The sequence below is a fragment of the Streptomyces sp. 796.1 genome, from assembly GCF_047525675.1.
Classification (GTDB): domain Bacteria; phylum Actinomycetota; class Actinomycetes; order Streptomycetales; family Streptomycetaceae; genus Streptomyces.
The window spans coordinates 88,526-108,020 of record NZ_JBLIWA010000038.1; the positions used below are offsets into that span (position 1 = coordinate 88,526).

15 protein-coding genes are annotated in these 19,495 nt (G+C 70.9%); 12 read left to right on the forward strand and 3 right to left on the reverse strand.

Going from position 1 to position 19,495, the window contains the following annotated elements; genetic code table 11:
- Positions 1-236 precede the first annotated feature (236 nt).
- Both ACMA1D_RS23795 and ACMA1D_RS23800 read left to right on the forward strand, forming a co-directional pair.
- A complete protein-coding gene (locus ACMA1D_RS23795) occupies positions 237-1,157 on the forward strand; it encodes an arylamine N-acetyltransferase family protein (RefSeq protein ID WP_414726042.1) in 921 nt (306 codons plus the stop codon).
- 33 nt (positions 1,158-1,190) lie between these two features.
- Positions 1,191-1,796: a YdbC family protein gene (locus ACMA1D_RS23800; RefSeq protein ID WP_414726043.1), complete on the forward strand. Its 606-nt coding sequence runs from the start codon at positions 1,191-1,193 to the stop codon at positions 1,794-1,796.
- Positions 1,797-2,053: 257 nt separating this feature from the next.
- Here the strand turns inward: ACMA1D_RS23800 and ACMA1D_RS23805 are convergent, their stop codons facing one another.
- The gene (locus ACMA1D_RS23805) at positions 2,054-2,728 is read right to left on the reverse strand and encodes a TetR/AcrR family transcriptional regulator (RefSeq protein WP_414726044.1); all 675 of its coding nucleotides are present in this window, start codon (positions 2,726-2,728) and stop codon (positions 2,054-2,056) included.
- 98 nt (positions 2,729-2,826) lie between these two features.
- On the opposite strand from ACMA1D_RS23805, the gene ACMA1D_RS23810 reads away from it, so the two are divergent.
- The 5 genes from ACMA1D_RS23810 (at position 2,827) to ACMA1D_RS23830 (ending at position 8,022) form a co-directional block, all read left to right on the forward strand.
- Positions 2,827-4,512: an ABC-F family ATP-binding cassette domain-containing protein gene (locus ACMA1D_RS23810; RefSeq protein WP_414726045.1), complete on the forward strand. Its 1,686-nt coding sequence runs from the start codon at positions 2,827-2,829 to the stop codon at positions 4,510-4,512.
- A gap of 9 nt (positions 4,513-4,521) precedes the next feature.
- Positions 4,522-5,202, forward strand: coding sequence for a histidine phosphatase family protein (locus ACMA1D_RS23815; RefSeq protein ID WP_414726046.1), 681 nt, complete (start codon positions 4,522-4,524; stop codon positions 5,200-5,202).
- A complete protein-coding gene (locus ACMA1D_RS23820) occupies positions 5,192-6,082 on the forward strand; it encodes an ADP-ribosylglycohydrolase family protein (RefSeq protein WP_414726047.1) in 891 nt (296 codons plus the stop codon). The genes ACMA1D_RS23815 and ACMA1D_RS23820 overlap by 11 nt, the downstream gene beginning before the upstream one ends.
- Positions 6,083-6,628: 546 nt before the next feature.
- Positions 6,629-7,342 (forward strand): ribonuclease HII, encoded by a 714-nt coding sequence (locus ACMA1D_RS23825; protein WP_414726048.1) that lies wholly within the window; start codon positions 6,629-6,631, stop codon positions 7,340-7,342.
- Positions 7,343-7,401: 59 nt separating this feature from the next.
- A complete protein-coding gene (locus ACMA1D_RS23830; protein WP_414726049.1) occupies positions 7,402-8,022 on the forward strand; it encodes a hypothetical protein in 621 nt (206 codons plus the stop codon).
- 179 nt (positions 8,023-8,201) lie between these two features.
- Here the strand turns inward: ACMA1D_RS23830 and ACMA1D_RS23835 are convergent, their stop codons facing one another.
- Together ACMA1D_RS23835 and ACMA1D_RS23840 are read right to left on the reverse strand one after the other, a co-directional pair.
- A complete protein-coding gene (locus tag ACMA1D_RS23835; protein WP_414726050.1) occupies positions 8,202-8,819 on the reverse strand; it encodes a hypothetical protein in 618 nt (205 codons plus the stop codon).
- A gap of 216 nt (positions 8,820-9,035) precedes the next feature.
- Positions 9,036-11,201 carry a RecQ family ATP-dependent DNA helicase gene (locus ACMA1D_RS23840; RefSeq protein WP_414726051.1) on the reverse strand — a complete coding sequence of 722 codons (2,166 nt, stop codon included), beginning with the start codon at positions 11,199-11,201 and terminating at the stop codon, positions 9,036-9,038.
- Positions 11,202-11,353: 152 nt separating this feature from the next.
- Here ACMA1D_RS23840 and ACMA1D_RS23845 point away from each other — a divergent pair, with 152 nt between their 5' ends.
- The 5 genes from ACMA1D_RS23845 (at position 11,354) to ACMA1D_RS23865 (ending at position 19,490) form a co-directional block, all read left to right on the forward strand.
- Complete coding sequence (locus tag ACMA1D_RS23845) at positions 11,354-12,961, forward strand: DUF4192 family protein (protein ID WP_414726052.1); 1,608 nt, start codon at positions 11,354-11,356, stop codon at positions 12,959-12,961.
- Between the two features lie 594 nt (positions 12,962-13,555).
- Positions 13,556-14,317 (forward strand): NUDIX hydrolase, encoded by a 762-nt coding sequence (locus tag ACMA1D_RS23850; protein WP_414726053.1) that lies wholly within the window; start codon positions 13,556-13,558, stop codon positions 14,315-14,317.
- A gap of 116 nt (positions 14,318-14,433) precedes the next feature.
- Positions 14,434-16,479 (forward strand): ATP-binding cassette domain-containing protein, encoded by a 2,046-nt coding sequence (locus ACMA1D_RS23855; protein ID WP_414726054.1) that lies wholly within the window; start codon positions 14,434-14,436, stop codon positions 16,477-16,479.
- Positions 16,480-16,630: 151 nt separating this feature from the next.
- Positions 16,631-17,569 carry a FadR/GntR family transcriptional regulator gene (locus ACMA1D_RS23860; protein WP_414726055.1) on the forward strand — a complete coding sequence of 313 codons (939 nt, stop codon included), beginning with the start codon at positions 16,631-16,633 and terminating at the stop codon, positions 17,567-17,569.
- Between the two features lie 361 nt (positions 17,570-17,930).
- The gene (locus tag ACMA1D_RS23865) at positions 17,931-19,490 is read left to right on the forward strand and encodes an RNA polymerase sigma factor (RefSeq protein ID WP_414726056.1); all 1,560 of its coding nucleotides are present in this window, start codon (positions 17,931-17,933) and stop codon (positions 19,488-19,490) included.
- Positions 19,491-19,495 lie beyond the last annotated feature (5 nt).

A 19,495-nucleotide genomic window follows, 5' to 3' on the forward strand; every position in this document is an offset into this window, starting at 1 on the left:
CGGCGGACTCGATCGTGAGGCGCCGCCGCAGGTGCCGAGCGGCGCTTTTCCACCAGGAGGGCACCGAGCCTTGCGCGGCGTGCGGGGGCGACCGGCCCGGCCTCGCACGTGCGACGCCCGTACGCGCCCTTCGGTCGGCGTGCCCTGTGGGGTGTTGGAGGGCTCTCTAGCAGAACGCCCCCTTTGAAAGGAATCGTTCTTGGTTGGATTGCCGAGAGTGGGGAGAGGAAGCGCGAATGGGTGAGCTCATGTGGGGCGGCGACCGGCTGGACCTGGACGCCTACCTGGCACGCGTGGGCGTGGCCAGGCCGGTCGGCATCAGTGCTGCCGCCGCCACTGATACCGCTGGGCCGGCCCGGAACCCGAACCAGGGCGAACGCCCGGTCGACGGGACGCAAGCCCTCGGCCCCGACCTGGACACCCTGCGCACCCTGCATCGCGCCCACGCCGCGGCGATCCCCTTCGAGAACCTGGACATCCTGCTGGGACAGCCGATCATGCTGGACATCGAGGCCCTGCAATCCAAGATGGTGCGGAAGCGGCGCGGCGGCTACTGCTACGAGCAGAACCTGCTGTTCGCCGCCGTGCTGGAACGGATCGGCTTCCAGGTGACGGGACTTGGCGCCCGCGTACGCATGGGGTCGGACAAGCTGCTGGCCGAGACGCACATGCTGTTGCGGGTGGCGGTGGACGGCGCGGATTGGATCGCGGACGTGGGATTCGGCGGGGAGGGCTTGCTGGAACCGCTGCCCTGGGTCGACGGTGCCAGGCAAGGACAGGGCGACTGGACCTTCGGGCTGGTCAGCGAGGCCAAGGGGGTGTGGGCGCTGCGGTCGTTGCACCCGGACGGATGGTTCGACCTGTACGCCTTCACCGCAGAAGAGCGCTACCCGGTGGACTATGAACTCCGCAGTTACTACGTCTCGACCCATGCGCGATCTCCCTTCGTCTCCCGGCCCGTCGTTCAACGGACTGAGCCCAGCGTGCGACGTAACTTGATCGGCGCGTGGCTGTCCGTCGCACGCCCTGACGGCAGCCAGCACGCACGACAGGTTGCCGGCGATGAGCTGGCTGATGTGCTGCTCAGCGAGTTCGGCATCGAGCTGAGCACCGTCGAAGCGGAAAAGCTTGTCCAGGGGTATGCCTCCGGTTTGTGACGGCGGTGGCCTTGGGGGCCGTACGATGGCGCGGTGCTGGTCAAGTGGATTCGTTGTTCCGTGGTTGACCGTCCCGGGTTCGAGCGTGGGCAGCGAGAGTGGGCGGGGTTGCTCAACGAGCCGGGCTTCCGTGGGCAGGGCGGCGGGTGGAGTCGGCAGCGCCCGAACGTGGCGCACGTCTTCGGCTTCTGGGAGAGCAGGTCGTTCTACGACTCCTTCATGGCGCGGTCGCATGACCGGCTGTCAGCAGCGCAGGCGAGCACCTACACGGACATGCAGGTCTTGCTCTTTGAGCGGCAGTTCGACGTGAAGGTCGGCTTCGAGCCGCAGTTCGGCGACGTGGACCTGGTGCGCGTGGCGCACTGCCAGGTGCACGAGGACAGGGTCGAGCACTTCACGCTGATGCAGGAACAGGTGTGGAATCCGGCGATGGCCGGCTCTCCCGGCATGCTGCGCGGCGTATTCGGTCAGGCTCCCGGCCACGAGTTCCTCGTGCTCTCCATGTGGAACTCGGCGGCCGAGCACGGCAAGTACCGGGAAGGCCGGGTGCAGCGGCTCGGAGACCGGGCCGAGGTGGACACGGATGTGACGGCAGTGACGGGCGACGTCGTGGCCATCGAGCCGTCCTGGACGGTGTGAACACCGCCGTCCACGCCGCACGGCACCACCTGAGGAAGGTCGCCACGGCCCTTACAGCCGCTTCGTACCGCGCTGGATTCGACATGACCTCCCTCTCTGCTTGCCCCATTCGGGGCCTTTTCTCGTAGGCGTCGTCGCTGGTGGCGGAGCCCGCCGGCGGGTGGGTGGGACCTGGCGTCCGGACGGCTGCTCCGTGCGGCGGCGAGTTGGTCGGGTGCTTCAGGGCAGCCGGGGGCGTGCGGAGCCCCGGAGGCCCGTCAGTCTGTGACGGGTGTTGCGCCGGCCGGGCTCTGCTGCTTGGTGGGAGTAGTGGAACCGGAGCCTATGAAGGCCCCGGCCCGCGTCGCGGCCAGGGCGGCCAGCGCGCTTCGCTCGGCGTCGGTCGCGTCGATGGGCTCCCGGGTGATGAAGAGGCGGAAGAAGAGCGGGGCGGAGACGGCGCTGACCACGGCCGCAGCATCGGTGCCCGGGGGTGCTTCGCCGCGCTGGACGGCTCGCTCGATGAGGGGACCGCACCGGTTGAATCGTTCGCGGTAGAAGGTGTGCAGTCCCTGGGCGGCGTGCTCCGACTGGAAGGCCGCCGCGATGAAGGCGCCGGGGGCCGCGGCCGTCGTCGGGTCGTTGAAGGTGGTGGTCACCTCGGTGGCCAAGGCGCGGAGGTCGCCCTCCAGGGTGCCGGTGTCCGGCGGCGTCCAGGAATCTTCCCCGGCCAGGTCCAGCGCGTCCACGATGAGCCCTTCGACGCCACCCCAGCGTCGGTAGAGCGTCGTCTTGTGCACCCCGGAGTGCTCCGCGACGTACTCGACGGTCAGACCCGGATACCCGTGATCGGCCAGGCCGGTGATGACGGCGTCCCGTACGGCGGTGCGGGTGCGTGCGGTGCGTCCGCCGGGGCGCACGGTGCCCGGCGGGGTGGCGGGCTCCCGAACCATATGCAACTCCGATTGCGTTAAGAGGGCGAGCGTGTCATGCTGAGCGTAACGCAACTTGAGTTGCATTTGAAGTCCTGGACGAAAATCTTGGGAGGGCAATGCCTACACAGATCTCGCTCCGTGCGGTCACCGTCTCCCGCGGCGACCGCCTCCTGCTCGACGACGTCACCTTCTCGGTGCGGCCCGGCGAGCGGATCGGCATCGTGGGGGAGAACGGCTCCGGCAAGTCGACACTGCTGCGCCTGGTCGCCGGGGCCGACCGCCCCGACCGCGGCGAGGTGACCTGCACCGCCGACGGCGGAGTGGGCTACCTTGCGCAGACCCCGGAGCTGCCCCCGGACCGCAGCGTCGGAGACGCCATGGACCAGGCGCTCGGCGAGCTGAGGGACATGGAGCGCAGGCTGCGCGCGCTGGAGCGCACCTTGGACGTCGCCGATCGCGACCAGTTGGAGGCGTACGGCGACCTGCTCACCGCATTCGAAGCCCGCGGTGGGTACGAGGCGGACGCGCGGATCGGCCGGGCCTTGACGGCGCTCGGCCTGGCCGGCATCGGGCGAGAGCGGCGGCTCGGTGAGCTCTCCGGCGGCGAACAGGCCCGGCTCGGCCTGGCCTGCATGATGGCGGCGGCACCCGAGGTCATACTGCTCGACGAACCGACCAACCACCTCGACGGGGCGGCGCTGACCTGGTTGGAAGAGTCGCTGCGCAGCCATCGCGGCACCGTGCTCGCCATCTCCCACGACCGCGTCTTCCTGGAGCGGATAGCGACGGCCCTGGTGGAAGTGGACGGCGACCGTCGCACGCTCGTGCGGTACGGCGGCGGGTACCCGGGGTTCGTGGCGGAGCGCGCCGCAGCCCGGCACCGGTGGGAGCAGTCCCACCGGGAGTGGTGCGCCGAGGTCGCCGCACTCGCCGAGTCCTCCGTTACCACCGCTTCGCGGGTGGCACCGGGACGGGCTCGCAAGGACGGCAACAAGATGGCCTACGGTCGAGACAGGGGGCGAGTGCAGGCGTCCGTATCCAGCAGGGTGCGCAACGCTCAGGAGAGGCTGCGACGACTCCATGCGGACCCGGTGCCTCCACCGCCGGCCCCGCTCCGCTTCACCGCCCGCCCGGCGCTCGGAACGGCCAGCGGGGAGCTGGTCGCCCTGGAAGCGGTGCGGGTGGGCGATCGTCTGCTCGTGGACTCGCTCTCCATACGGGCGGGGGAGCGGCTGCTCGTCCACGGCGGCAACGGCGCCGGCAAGTCAACGCTGCTCCAGGTGATGGCCGGGGTGGTCCAACCCGATGACGGACGTGTCAGCCGGCGCGGACGCATCGGCTACCTCGCACAGGAGATCCCCGTCGGCAACCCCAAGGAGCGCCTGCTGTCGGCCTTCGGCCGAGGACTGCCGCACGGGCCGGACGAACACGCCGCGCAACTGCTGTCGTACGGGCTCTTCCGCGAGCGTGACTTCCACATACCGGTGGGCTCGCTCTCGGTCGGGCAGCGCCGCCGTCTCGCCCTTGCTCGGCTGCTGGCCCGGCCGATGGACCTGTTGCTGCTCGACGAGCCGACCAACCACCTCGCGCTCGACCTGGTGGAAGAGCTGGAGACGGCCCTGGCGCACTGGTCCGGAGCGCTGGTCGTCGTCACCCACGATCGACTCATGCGCAGCCGGTTCACCGGGACGCACCGCGAAATGCGAGCGGGCCGACTCGGTGCCCAGCAGCCGCTGGGCACCCGGCCCGACAGACACGACGGGGAGGTGCTCGCCGGGGCAGGGGCGCGGGAGGCGATCTAGGGTGGCGGCATGGCACGACCCCAGCGCATCGTCCTCATCCGGCACGGCGAGTCCGAGGGGAACGTCGACGACTCCGTCTACGAAAGGGAGCCCGACCATGCGCTGGCCCTGACGGCCACCGGTCAGCGACAGGCCACCGAGGCGGGTGCCGTGCTGCGGCGGACCTTCGGGACCGAGCCGATCTCCGCGTACGTCTCCCCCTACCGTCGCACTCATGAGACGTTCCACCTGCTCGGGCTCAACCCGTCGCGGACCCGGGTGCGGGAAGAGCCGCGCCTTCGCGAGCAGGACTGGGGCAACTGGCAGGACCGGGAAGACGTGCGCAAACAGAAGGCGTACCGCGACGCGTACGGTCACTTCTTCTACCGGTTCGCACAAGGTGAGTCAGGCGCGGACGTGTACGACCGCGTCGGCGCCTTCCTGGAGAGCCTGTGGCGCAGCTTCGAGGACCCGAACCACCCACCGAACGTGCTGCTGGTGACCCACGGGCTGACCATGCGCCTGTTCTGCATGCGCTGGTTCCACTGGAGCGTGGCCGAGTTCGAGTCGCTGTCCAATCCGGGCAATGCCGAGCACCGGACCCTGCTGCTCGACGCGGACGGAAGGTACCGGCTGGACCGTCCCTTCGAGCGTTGGTGTACGCCCGAGCCGTATCCGCTACCGGTTAGAGTTCGCTGCGATGACCGCTGACCGCATCCAACGCGCCCACGCCAGTCTGCGCGGGCTCGCCGTGGGCGACGCCCTCGGCTCCCAGTTCTTCGTCCCCGCCAACTACCCTTCCCTGCAAGCACGTACGGTGCCGCCCGGCCCCTGGCAGTGGACTGATGACACCGAGATGGCTTGCTCGGTGCTTGCCGTACTGGCCACGCACGGCCGTATTGATCAAGACGCGCTGGCCGCGTCCTTCGCCACCCACCATGACTTCGACCGCGGCTACGGCCCAGCGGTCAACCGCATGTTGAGGCTGGTCAGAGAGGGTGCGGACTGGCGTGAGCTGGCCGCAGCCCTCTTCAACGGCCAGGGCTCCTGGGGCAACGGGGCCGCGATGCGCATCGCCCCGCTGGGCGCCTGGTACGCCGGGGACGCCGAGCAGGCGACGCACCAGGCGGAGATCTCCGCGTACACGACCCACCAGCACCGCGAGGCGGTCGCCGGGGCGATGGCGGTGGCGGCGGCAGCAGCGCTGGTCGCCGACCCGGCCGGACCGCGGGAGCCGGACCGGCTGCTGGCGGAGGTCGTGGCGCTCGTGCCGCGCAGTGCCGTTCAGGCCGGTCTGCGCCGGGCGCGCGACATGCTGGACTTCGACGACCCGGTCACCGTCGCCGCCGTGCTCGGGTGTGGCCGCCGTACCAGCGCCCACGACACCGTCCCCTTCGCCCTGTGGGCCGCGGCCAGCAACCTCGCCTCCTTCGAGCAGGCGTTCTGGGTGACGGCCCAGGCCGGTGGGGACGTGGACACCACCTGCGCGATCGTCGGCGGGGTCGTTGCCGCACGGGAGTCGGGCGCTCCGCCCGCCGAGTGGCAGGAACAGACCGAGCAGCTCCCCGACTGGGCGCTGACTTCGAGCTGAGCAGCACGCCCCCTGCGGCGGCGCGGGCCCATGCGTGGGTCGCGGGCCCTTATGTGAATCGGCGCGAGCCCGCTCAGTCGTCCCAGGATCGGCCTGCTCGGCGGTGCCCCGGTCGATGATCATGCGGCCGAGCCACACGCCGGCCTCGTAGCCAGGGGCAGTGGGAGCCGCCGGGTGACCGCGTGCGTATGTCGATGCGCACGCGGTCACGCCGTACGAAGCACCCGGCGTCACGCCAACTCCCGGGCTGGTCCCGGGCCGTCGAGCCCGGCTCGACGGGATGCCGCCGCCCGCGACCACTCCGTGAACGCGCGGCAGTGGCCGTCCGGATGTCCTGACCAGGATTGTGGTCAGGGACGTGACCAGGGCAATGTCAGGGCCGTCGTCGGTAACGCACCAGCGCCCCGCGGACACCGTTCGTGGCGGCGTCGACCAGGTATGCGACCACCTGGCTCCGCGAGCCGCCACAAAGAATCGCGCACCCGTGCAATTTCCCCGCGCCAAGTGCACAAAGCCTCACCCGGGCGGCGTAGTCTTAGCATCGCCATGCCTTACGAACCGCCCACCCACACCGTCGAGCGCTCGCTACGCGCCAAGACGGGAGCGAAGGTCGTCGCCGGTGTCGATGAGGTCGGTCGCGGAGCGTGGGCAGGGCCGGTCACGGTCTGTGCAGCCATCACCGGCTTGCGCCGCCCGCCCGCCGGGCTCACCGACTCGAAGCTGCTGACACGAGAGCGCCGTACGCGTCTCGCCGCGGAGCTGACGACCTGGGTCACCGCCCATGCACTCGGCCACTCCTCGCCGGAGGAGATCGACGAGCTGGGCATGACCGAGGCGCTCCGCCTGGCCGCGACCCGCGCGCTCACCGCACTTCCGGTGCGCCCCGACGCCGTGATCCTCGACGGAAAGCACGACTACCTGGGCGCGCCGTGGCAGGTCCGTACGGTGATCAAGGGCGACCAGTCGTGCATCGCGGTGGCCGCGGCCTCGGTCCTGGCCAAGGTGCAGCGAGACGCGATGATGGCGGAACTCGGCGCCGGGTGCGCGACGTTCTGCTTCGAGGACAACGTGGGCTACCCGTCACCCACACACCGTGCAGCCCTGGAGGAACTGGGCCCCACCCCGCACCACCGGCTCTCTTGGGCCTACCTGGACTCGCTGCCGCGCTGGCAGCACCTCAAGCGAACCCGCATCCCCCAGGGCACCACCACCGACTTGGAAGGCGAAGGCCAGCTCGGTTTCGACTTCACCGGGGTCTGACCGGCCCCAACTCACCACCCGCCGACGCGCTCCGCGTTGGCGTTTGATAGACATCACATATGCCTCTCATCCCCGAGGAGCCTCAGATTCACGAGAGTGTCCCGGGTCCCCGCGTAGCGCCGCCCGCTGGCCGCGCCGCGTCGACCCCCCGTCCCGTCCCAGGCCCCCGGCCCGCTCCGCGTCCCGGCCGCCCCGGACAAAACCGCGTCCCGGCCGCCCCGGCACAGCGCACGCCCGCGGATGTTGCCCGGTCGGCGCCGGCCGCTCCCTCCGCTTCGACCAAGGCGTCGGCCACGCCGCAGATCCAGCTCATCCCCGCTTCCGAGCAGGGTGCGTTGGACGCCGCGGACGAGGCCGTCGACCTGCTGCTCGACTCCGGTCGGGCGCCGGGCGACGTCCTGGTGCTCACCACCGGCGACCCGCACCCCTGGGCCACGCACGAGCTGTCCTTCGGTGACGCGTCGTACTGGGCCCAGCACGACGCGGGCGATGACGTCTTCTACGCTGCCGCCGATGCGGACCGCGCCACCGGCCGTCCCGTCGTGGTCGTTGCGGTCAACGGCGGCGCGGACGAGGACGTTGCCCGTTCGCTGCCCCAGGCGTTGACGCGGGCTGGCGTGCTGCTGATCGTCTGCGGCGACCCCCAGCGGATCAACACCATGCTGGCGGCCGGAGTTTAGACCGCAGCCGGTCGACATAACCGATACGGCATGCACCCTGAGCCGGACGTACCCTACGGGGCACGTCCGGCCGGGGGCGTTTGTGCGTACCCGTGTGTACGTACCTACCGGGTGTGTCGTCGTCGAACCGCCGCGTTGGGTGGTGACCACGGCCGCGGTCACCACCGCACGTGCGGGCGTCAGCAGGCAGCGGTGTGCCGGGGGTTGGCGGGGACGGCGCCAGGTCTGGACGGTCGCGCGCTGCCACCCGAGGCGCCGGCCCCGTCCGGTATGAGGGGCCCGCCCGGCGAGCCCGTGTGCGGGCGGCGGCCGTGGCGGCCGTCTCCCAGTACGTGCCAGCCGCCCGGCGTCATGGTGATGTACGCGCCACAGCGCAGACCGTGCAGTGTGCAGGCGTCTCGCAGGCCCCACATCCACGCACCGTCTTCCACCGTCCAGCCGCCTTCGCCCTCGCGGCAGTACAAGAGCGCCGCGGTACGCACGGGAGCCCGTAGCCGCAGGTCGTGCGGGATGATCCGGCGAAGCCGCGCCAGCAGCCCGTTCCGTAGCTCCCAACCGTCCGCGTCTTTACCGTGCTGGCGGAACGAGGCGCTGGCTGCGAGCCGCCCGTCCTGGTGCAACACCGCGATCACGGCGGTGGCCGGCGTGGGAGCGTGACGTGCGTGCAGACCGTTGATCAACACGCGCGGGTTGGACAGCAGGGGGATGCCCGCGGTGGCCCACTCGGCGGGTTCGAGTATGCGCGCCAGGCGGTGAGAAGGATCTGACGCGGGGGGTGGGGCGAAGCCGTACGTCACGGTCCTCCTTCCTCTGTGTGCCCGAGCAGGGCGATGCGACGGGCGTGGCGCACACCATGGAAGCGCCCAGTCCTGGGGCGATGAAACGACCAGGGAGCCAAGGCCAATTCTTGCCGGCACGCTGGATCGCGGCAATGAACAACCAGTAAGAACGACCGCTATCCGGCCATATGTCTCCTATATTTCTCACGGCCATGCCACTCGGGGTGCCCAGGGTTACCCCTGCACCGCGAGAACCAGCGGAAACACGCCTTCCGCGCCAGCCTGTCGCAGCAGTCGGGCGGCTATGGCGAGGGTCCAGCCGGTGTCCGTGTAGTCGTCGACGAGCAGCACGGGGCCGCCTGCGGAGGCCAGCGCCTCGGCCAGCTTGGGCGGCACGGTCAGGGCGCCGTCCAGGGCCCGCAGCCGTTGCGCGCTGTTGGTCCGGGGAACGCGCGTGTCGACGCCCTGGTCCCGGTACGTCACGGTGCCGAGCAGCGGCATCCGACCCACGGCCGCGATCCGCTCGCCGAGGGAGTGGACCAGCCGGGGCCTGGTCCGGGAGTCGAGGGTGACCACGCCTACCGGTCGGCGCGGTGCGTCGGATGCGCCGGAGGCCCAGCCGCCGGGCCCCTTGGCCCAGTCGGCGAGCACCGTCACCACGGCATCGGCGACGTCGCCTGGCACTTCGCCGTCGGGCGACTGCGGGGCGAGCAGGGGGCGGAGCCGGTTGCCCCATCCGATGTCGGAGAGCCTGCCGAGGGCCCGCCCGGGCGCGGCCTGCTGCCCCGCGGGGATGCGGCCCTTGAGCTCGACCCCGATCGCGGGCAGTCCCGTGGGCCACATACGGCGCGGCTCGACGTCCACGCCGGGCCGGTCCAATTCGCCGCGCGCCGCCTGGAGCGCGGCGGGCGACACCTCGGCAGAAAAGCGCGGCTCGGCGCAGTTGTCGCAGCGCCCGCACGGCGTGGCCGCCTCGTCGTCCAACTGCCGGCGCAGGAACTCCATCCGGCACCCCGTCGACGTGGCGTAGTCGCGCATGGCCTGCTGCTCGGCCGCTCGCTGACGTGCCACCCAGGCGTACCGCTCGGCGTCGTACGTCCATGGCTGTCCGGTGGCCGTCCAGCCACCGCGCACGCGGTGGACCGCTCCGTCGACGTCGAGGACCTTGAGCATGGTTTCCAACCGGGACCGGCGCAGTTCGACCTGTGGTTCGAGGGCGGGCAGCGACAGCGGCCTGCCCGCCGCCGTCAGCACCTCCAGAGTGCGCCTGACCTGCTCTTCTGACGGGAAGGCCAGCGATGCGAAGTACCGCCAGATCGCCTCGTCCTCGCGGCCGGGCAGAAGCAGCACCTCGGCGTGCTCCACCCCACGGCCGGCACGGCCCACCTGCTGGTAGTAGGCGATGGGTGAGGCCGGCGAGCCGAGGTGCACGACGAAGCCGAGGTCGGGTTTGTCGAAACCCATGCCCAGGGCGGACGTGGCGACCAACGCCTTGACGCGGTTGGCCAGGAGGTCGGCTTCGGCGGCCCGCCGATCGGCGTCCTCCGTCTTGCCCGAGTACGCGGCGACCTCGTGCCCGCACTGCCGTAGGTACGCGGTCACCTCGTCCGCTGCGGAGACGGTGAGGGTGTAGATGATGCCTGAGCCCGGCAACTCGTTGAGGTGGTCGGCGAGCCATGCCAGGCGGTGCGCCGCGTCCGGAAGGTTCAGCACGCCGAGGCTCAGGCTCTCCCGGTCCAGCGGGCCGCGCAGCACGAGGGTCTCGGCGGTGCCGTCGCCGGTGCCTAGCTGTTCGGCGACGTCCTTGGTCACCCGGGCGTTGGCGGTGGCGGTGGTGGCCAGCACGGGGACGTCCGGCCGTAGGTCCGCCAGCATGGTGCGCAGCCGGCGGTAGTCGGGGCGGAAGTCGTGTCCCCAGTCGGAGATGCAGTGCGCCTCGTCGACGACGAGCAGCCCCGTGGAGGCGGCGAGCTTGGGCAGCACCTGGTCGCGGAAGTCGGGGTTGTTGAGCCGCTCGGGGCTGACGAGGAGCACGTCAACGGTCCCTTCGGCCACTTCCGCCTGGACGGTCTCCCATTCCTCGATGTTGGCGGAGTTGATGGTGCGTGCGCGGATGCCGGCCCGCTCGGCGGCCTCCACCTGGTTGCGCATGAGGGCCAGGAGCGGCGAGACGATCACTGTGGGCCCGCTGCCACGCTCCCTGAGCAGCGCCGTCGCCACGAAGTAGACCGCCGACTTGCCCCAGCCGGTGCGTTGCACGACCAACGCCCTGCGGTGGTCGGCCACGAGCGCCTCGATGGCGCGCCACTGGTCCTCGCGCAGCCTCGCCGTGTCCGTCGTATCGCCGACGAGGCGGGAGAGGACACGGTCGGCGGAGACGCGGAGTTCGTCGTTGGTCATGCCCCCATGCAACCCGATGCCACTGACATCACGCGAACGGACCCGGCAGCCTGTGGATAACTCCACCCTCACCCTATTAATACGACAATGGGATAATCTACGAGTTATCCACAGGTCTGGTGGGATCTTGCGGAGCACGCGAACCTCGGGCCATGACGAACCGCAACGAGCCCTCCAGCCCCTTCGACGCCGATGACGCGCCGGGCCCGCACCAGCCCGCACTCACCTCCGAACTCCCTCAGGTCACCCTGCGCAGTCCGGCCGAGCTGGCCGATGCCCTCCCGTATCTGCTGGGCTTCTATCCGACCGACAGCGTGGTCATGCTCGCGCTGCAAGGTGAGCGGGGCCGCTTCGGAGGACGGCTGCGCCTCGGCCTCCCGGCCACCACGCAGGACTGGCCCGAGACGTGTGACCAGTTGGCGGACTGCCTGATCACGGACAGCCGCAGGCGAGGCGCCCAGATCACCGGTGTGATCCTCTTCTTCTGCCAGGACCCCAGCCGCGGCGAGGACGGACAGCAGGTGATGGAGCGACTCCGTCCGCTCGCCCAGCAACTGCGCGTCGCCTGCGGCAAGCTCGACGCCCCGGTCCTGGAGGCGTTGTGCATCTCGAACGGCACCTTCTGGTCCTACTGCTGCCCTGACCCGCGCTGCTGCTCACCCGACGGGACACCATTGATTCTGCCCGGCACCTCGCGTATGGCCGCCGCCGCGACGTACGCCGGAATCCAGGTGAGGGGCTCCCTGCGGCAGATGGAGGCCCGGCTGGCACCGCTGTCCGCCTCCCGCGCGCCCGAGCAGGAGGAGGCACTCGACCAGGCAGCCAGGAACCTCGTCCCCGACATGTTGGGATCTTCCGCCACCGCGGTGCGCTCACGGACGCTTGACCTCGCCGAACGTGTCCTTGAGCGTTTCGGCCAAGCCGCACCGGTCGCTGGACGCTCGGCGGCGGACGACCGGGACGACGCCCTGCTCGCCCAGAACGAGGCGGCCGAGATCATCCTTGGCCTCCAGGACCGGGTCACCCGTGACCAGGCCGCGGAATGGATGGAAGGACCGCAGGCGGAGCCCGCACTGCGCCTGTGGCGGGCGCTCGCCCGACGCTGCGTCGGTGCCTACGCGGAGCATGCGGCGGCGCCGCTGGCCCTGGCGGGCTGGGTCTCCTGGTCGCTCGGTGATGAGCCCGAGGCCAAGGTCGCGCTCAGCCGCGCCCTGCACGCCGATCCCGACTACGTGTTCGCCCAGTTGCTGCACCAGGCGTGCAACGAAGGCATCGACCCCGAGCAACTGCGCCAATCGCTGCGCGTGGAGCGGGCCAGGCGTTCGGCGGACGGTGCGTTGCGGGCGGCGGTTCAAGGGGAGCTGTGCCGGCTCGGCGAGAAGCCCGTGCGGGGCGTACGCCAACGGGGCACGCGAAGCGCGGTCCCGTGTGTGGGGCGGAAGGGGCCCGCGCAGCAGCCGTCGCGGCCCGCGGGCGAGACGGTGAACGGAGCCGAGGTGGCGAAGGAACCGGGTGGTGCGGCTGCGCCCGACCGCGCAGGCGGTGGCCCGGGCGACGACTCTTCCTTGAGTTCCTCGGGCTCCTCGGGGCCGGGCCCCCTGCCCCTGGTCCCGCGCCAGCGGCGACGCGGCATGGATGCCCGGCCGAGCAGGGGGAGGCGGCCGGCACCGGGCAGGGGCGCGGGGGAGTCGCGCGGCCCGGGAGGGCGGCACCGGATGCCGCGTCGGGGCGGCCCGCGGGATGCGAACGGCAGGAGCTAGCGCCGCCGGATCGGCGAGCGGGTCATCGACCGGCTACTGCCTTGCGGCAGACCGGCGGTCCTGAGCCTCGCTCGGCGCCTGGGACGCGACTCGCAACCGGCCCGGCCCGTGCTCCGACGCTCTCACGCCGGCGGGGCCGCCCCGGAGCGACCCCGCCCGCGCGGCGGATGCGCGCCGCGAACACGTTGGCCAGAGTGCAGGCAGGGAGCGGTCCCATCCGCGCAGTGGGCGCCCAACGACAGGGCGCCGTACATCGACTGCCGCGGACCCTGCAACAGCAACAGCAACAGCAATGACGCGGTGCCACGCGCGCGTGGCCTCCGTGCGAGGCGGGTCCTGGCGGTGGATGCGATCCCACGGAGGCGCGAGGCAAGCGCCGGCGTGCGGTGCTGCGGCCCTGGGGCGCAGCGTGGAGCAGTGAGGGCCGCAAGGCCGCAGGACCGTACGAGAGCACGGGAGTTGAGAAGGAGAGGTGAGAAGAGTGTGGGCCGTTGGCCGACGAGTGGTTAGGCTGATGTACGCGGTCGTGTGGTGGATCTCGTCAAGGCAGTACAACAGCCTTTTTATCGTCAAGCAGACGACTATGATCCCTGCATGCCCTACGACCCGTCGGCCTTCCCGTCCTTTGCCGTCACCGTCGATCTGGTCGTGCTCACGGTACGACGGCATGCGTTGTGCGCCCTCGCTGTTCGGCGAGGCGAGCAGCCGTTCCAAGGACGTTGGGCCCTCCCCGGTGGCTTCGTACGCGCGGATGAGGACCTGGCAGATGCTGCGGCGCGCGAGCTCGTCGAGGAAACCGGCCTGCTCGCCCACGACCCGACGCTCCCGGCGCCGCCGAACGCCGCGCACCTGGAGCAGTTGGCCACCTACGGCGCCCCCAAGCGTGATCCGCGGATGCGCGTGGTCAGCGTCGCCCATCTGGCGCTCGCCCCCGATCTGCCGGCTCCCCGCGCGGGTGGTGACGCGCACAGTGCGCGGTGGGCCCCCGTCGAGTCACTGCTCGACCAGGAGGGCGCGTTCGGGCGGGAGTCGGGACCCGCTGATGCACTCGCCTTCGATCACGCCCGCATCCTGGCGGACGGCGTGGAGCGGGCGCGTTCGAAGATCGAGTACTCCTCGCTCGCCACCGCGTTCTGTTCGCGGGAGTTCACCGTGGGCGAGTTGCGCCGCGTCTACGAGGCTGTGTGGGGAGTGGCGCTGGACCCCCGCAACTTCCACCGCAAGGTCACCGGGACGCCGGGGTTCCTGGTGCCGACCGGGGGAACGACGACGCGTCAGGGGGGCCGGCCGGCCCAACTGTTCCGAGCCGGTGGGGCGACGCTGCTCAATCCGCCGATGCTGCGGCCCGAGGTGTGACACGTTCGCGGCGCATAAGTTGCGTATGCGGAGAAAATAGGACAGTTGGGGTTACGGTGCTGGGGTAGCCCTCTCCCACCTGCCGCAGTGCGGTCTCATGCCTCGCGAGTGAAGCCATGATCCAGGCCATCGGGCTGACCAGCGCCCCCCGCCGCAACCAGCCGCCCGCCGTCGATGACCTCACCTTCGAGGTGCGCCCCGGCCTCGTCACCGTTCTCTTCGGTGACGAGGGTGCGGGCAAGAGCACCGCGTTGCGTCTGTTGCTGCAACTGGAGTCGGGGCGTGGCCTCGCCCTCTTCCGTGGGCGTCCGCTCCACGCCGTACCACACCCCTCCCGCGAGGTGGGCGTCGTGCTCGGCGACGTTCCCGGGCACCCCGCGCGGACGGGCCGGGGCCACCTCAGGATGCTGAGCGCCGCGGCCGGGGTGCCGGTGCGGCGGGCGGACGAGGTGCTGGAGCTCGTGGGCCTGAGCGGTCTCGCCGAGCAGCGACTCGGGGACTACTCGCGCGGCATGGACCGCAGGCTCGGACTCGCCGCAGCCCTCCTGGGCGACCCCTATGCCCTGGTGCTCGACGAGCCCGCGCGGGAGCTTTCGCCGCGCGAGGCCGCCTGGCTGTACGGCCTGCTGCGGGGCTATGCGGCCCAAGGCGGTGCCGTCCTCGTCTCGGCCAGCGAGCCCAAGGGTCTGGACCGGGTCGCCGACCGGGTGATCAGTATGGAGAGGGGGCGACTGGTAGCCGATCAGAACGTTGCCGATTTCGCCCGTACGCGACTGCGGCCCCGGGTCGTCGTCCGGTCTCCGTTCGCCGACCGGCTGGGTGCCGTGTTGGCGCGGGAGGGGGCCGTGGCGGGGGAGCGGGTCGAGGTGGTGCGCGAGGGGGGCAGTCGCATCTCGGTGTACGGCAGTAGCTGCGCCACCGTCGGAGAGATCGCGTACCGCCACGGCATCCTGGTGCATCGGCTCACCGACGAGGACGGCTGGCCGGCACCGATGCCGACGCCGCCCTCGACGGGGGCGGACTGGTCCGCACAGGACTCCGGGCTGCGTGCGGTTGCGGCCCCGCAGTCAGGGCGGACCCTGCGGCTGGCGCAGGCGGGCGGCCCGTGCGTCGACGGCCTCGGCGCGCCGGCCGGGGCTTACGACGGCGAGGCGGCGGGTGCGCCGGCCCTCGCGGCGCGAGCGGTGCAGCCGAGCGATCGGGCGGTGTCCGGACGCGGCTGGTGGGCCGGCCTCGACGACATCGGGGCGACGGTCGGCCCCGCGGACGCCACGCCCTGGCCCATCCCGGACGACGAACCGGTGCCCGAGCCGAGTACGGCCCCCGCCTCCCGCGCACTGGCACTGCCGCGTTTCCCCCCGCCCGGCCCGGCCTGGCCCATGCGGTACGAACTGCGCCGCGCCGCCGGAGTGAGCACCGTCTGGTACGTGCTGGTCGCCACGTTCGCCGCCTCCGTCATCACCGGCGCGCTCCTGGCGCGACTGGGGGACGTGGCCTCCGCCCGCACGTACACGAGCTGGCCCGGGCCGCTGCCGTTGCCGCCGGTGGCCGTCGGGGCCGGGCTGCTCGGCGCGCTCGCCTTCGGGCAGGAGTACCGGTACCCGGCGCTGGCCCCGACGCAGGGCGCCGTGCCGCGGCGGCTCGCCCTGCTCGCCGCGAAGTTGCTGGTCTGGTCGGTGGCCGCGGCGCTACTCGCGCTGGCTGCGGTGTTCGCCAACGGCGCCGTGCTGTGGCTCTGCTACGGCGCGGACGCTGCCCGTCCCCCGGTGGACTGGCCGCCCCTGCTGGCCGGTTGGTGCCTGCTGGTGATCGGCTGCGCCTGGGTGGGGCTGCTGTCGGCCGCCGTACTGCGCTCCACGACGTGGGGCTTCGTGGCGGCACTCGCCGTGCCGCTCACCGCGCTGACCCTCCTACGGCGCACCGTCGACGAGCCCTCGGCGCGATCGCTGGAGGGCATGTCGGCGCGGGTGCGCGAGGCGACGCTGGCCGAGTGGCCGTCCGTCCCTGACCGCGGGACGGCGCTGGTGGGCCGGTTGGCCAGCGAGCCCATCGGCCAGGTGATGGCGCTCTCGATCTCCGTACTGTTGTGCGCTTATGTGCTCACGGCACTTCGCGGGCGACCGCGCCCCGGGCGTGCGGTGCGCTGGCAGCGTGCCAAATGAGCGCACGGGTGGCCGCTCGTTGCGAGGGGGTTCCGACCAGGAACTACGAGGACGCGGTCCTGACCGCGTGACTGTGCACAACCCCTCGCAGCGCGTTCACTTCTGTCCGATTCGGCGTCAATTGGGTGGTCGTAGTCGATCACCCTTTCGTGTGCTTTTCACCAAAGACCCTAAGGGCCCCCGAAAGGCCGCCGACAAAGGATGCGTGAGTACCCTTGCGCACACCACCACGACCGCGGCTCGCCCCGCCGAATCCGGCCTCGCAGGTTCGGGCGAGCTTGACCGCTATCCCTACGCCGAGACCCCTGGTGCCGGACGCGCTGCCCTCCCCGCCTGGGACACGGACACCGAGATGGGCCGAGTGGGCAGGCGCTCGGCCGGTAGTCGCGGCCGTGGCCTCCACGGCCAACTCGTCCAACAGTTGGGACAGATGATCGTCTCGGGCGATCTCGGGGCCGACCGCCCGCTGGTCCCCGAAGAGATCGGCCAGCGCTTCGAGGTCTCCCGCACCGTCGTACGTGAGTCACTGCGCGTGCTGGAGGCCAAGGGCCTGGTCAGCGCGCGACCCAACGTCGGCACGCGGGTCCGCCCGGTGAGCGACTGGAACCTGCTCGACCCGGACATCATCGAATGGCGCGCCTTCGGGCCGCAACGCGACGACCAGCGGCGGGAGCTGTGCCAGCTCCGCTGGACCATCGAGCCACTGGCCGCCCGGCTCGCGGCGGGCAGTGGCCGCGAGGACGGTAAGGAGCGGCTCGCCGAGGTCGTCGAGATCATGAGCCATGCGCTCGGTCAGGGCGATGCGCTGACCTTCTCGCGGGCCGACGCCGAGTTCCACGCCGTACTGCTCCAGGTCGCGGGCAACCGCATGCTGGAGCACCTGGCGGGGATCGTCGCCTCGGCGCTCCAGGTCTCCGGCGGGCCGGTCACCGGCTGTGACCGTCCCACCGAGGCGAGCGTCGGTCAGCACCGCCGGATCGTGGACGCGGTGAGCTCCGGCGACGGCGCCGGTGCGGAGGCCGCGATGGTCCAACTGCTCACGGTCCACCCCGAGGTCGACCGTGTGGTGCCCGCGCCGCGTGAACACTGACCGCATTCCCTGGCGGGGCGAGCGCTGACCGCCGTCGTCCAGGTGTGGCAGCGTCGCCGAATCCCCTCCGGCCGGTCCGGAGGGAGGCGGAGGTTCGGCGACGCGGCGGCTTTCGTTCGCTTAGTGCGGGTTTAGTGCCGCTTTGGGGTGTGACTCGGGCCACGATGATTGGGCGTAACGCTCTTTGAGGCAGCGCGATGACTAAAGAGGTGGCAGCCGAGGACGGAATACGGATGTCGTTCGCGACGCTGTTGTCCTCTGTGTCTCCATCCGCGCCGTCGGTTCATCCTGCCGTCGGTCGTCGGCTCCGGTCCGTGGGACGGGAGTCGGAAGCCGTTTCCATCGTTCCGAGAGGTTGTTCGTGTCGGCCAGCACATCCCGTACGCTCCCGTCGGAGATCGCCGAGTCCGAGTCTGTCATGGCGCTCATCGAGCGGGGAAAGGCTGAGGGGCAGATCGCCGGCGACGATGTGCGTCGGGCCTTCGAGGCTGACCAGATTCCGCCAACCCAGTGGAAGAACGTTCTGCGCAGCCTCAACCAGGTCCTCGACGAGGAGGGGGTGACGCTGATGGTCAGTGCCGCAGAGGCACCCAAGCGCACCCGCAAGAGCAGCGTCGCAGCGAAGAGCCCAGCCAAGCGCACCGCCACCAAGACCGTCGCGGCCAAGACGGTGGCGGCCAAGAAGACCACCACCGCGGCCACCGCTTCGACGGCCTCGGCCGAGGACCGCGCGGGCGCAGAGGGCGAGTCGCCCGCCAAGAAGGCCGCCGCGAAGAAGACCACTGCCAAGAAGGCGGTGGCGAAGAAGACCACCGCCAAGAAGACCGCTGCGAAGAAGACCGCGTCCAAGAAGGACGCCGACGAGCTTCTCGACGGCGACGAGCCGATCGAGGAGCCGCAGGCGCCCGGCGGCAAGGCCGAGGCCGGTGAAGGCGAGCCCGAGAACCAGGGCTTCGTCCTCTCGGACGACGACGAGGACGACGCGCCGGCGCAGCAGGTCGCTGCGGCGGGTGCGACCGCCGACCCCGTCAAGGACTACCTGAAGCAGATCGGCAAGGTCCCCCTCCTCAACGCCGAGCAGGAGGTCGAGCTCGCCAAGCGCATCGAGGCGGGCCTGTTCGCCGAGGACAAGCTGGCCAACTCCGACAAGCTCGCGCCCAAGCTCAAGCGCGAGCTGGAGATCATCGCGGAGGACGGCCGCCGCGCCAAGAACCACCTCCTGGAGGCCAACCTCCGGCTGGTGGTGTCGCTGGCCAAGCGCTACACCGGCCGCGGCATGCTCTTCCTCGACCTGATCCAGGAAGGCAACCTCGGTCTGATCCGTGCGGTCGAGAAGTTCGACTACACCAAGGGCTACAAGTTCTCCACGTACGCGACCTGGTGGATTCGGCAGGCCATCACGCGTGCCATGGCCGACCAGGCCCGTACGATCCGCATCCCCGTGCACATGGTCGAGGTCATCAACAAGCTCGCCCGTGTCCAGCGCCAGATGCTCCAGGACCTGGGCCGCGAGCCCACCCCGGAGGAGCTGGCCAAGGAACTCGACATGACCCCCGAGAAGGTCATCGAGGTCCAGAAGTACGGCCGGGAGCCGATTTCGCTGCACACCCCGCTCGGCGAGGACGGCGACAGCGAGTTCGGCGACCTGATCGAGGACTCCGAGGCGGTCGTGCCCGCCGACGCGGTCAGCTTCACGCTGTTGCAGGAGCAGTTGCACTCCGTGCTCGACACGCTCAGCGAGCGTGAGGCCGGCGTGGTGTCCATGCGCTTCGGCCTCACGGACGGCCAGCCGAAGACGCTGGACGAGATCGGCAAGGTCTACGGCGTGACGCGTGAGCGCATCCGCCAGATCGAGTCGAAGACCATGTCCAAGCTGCGTCACCCGTCTCGCTCCCAGGTGCTCCGCGACTACCTGGACTGATCGGC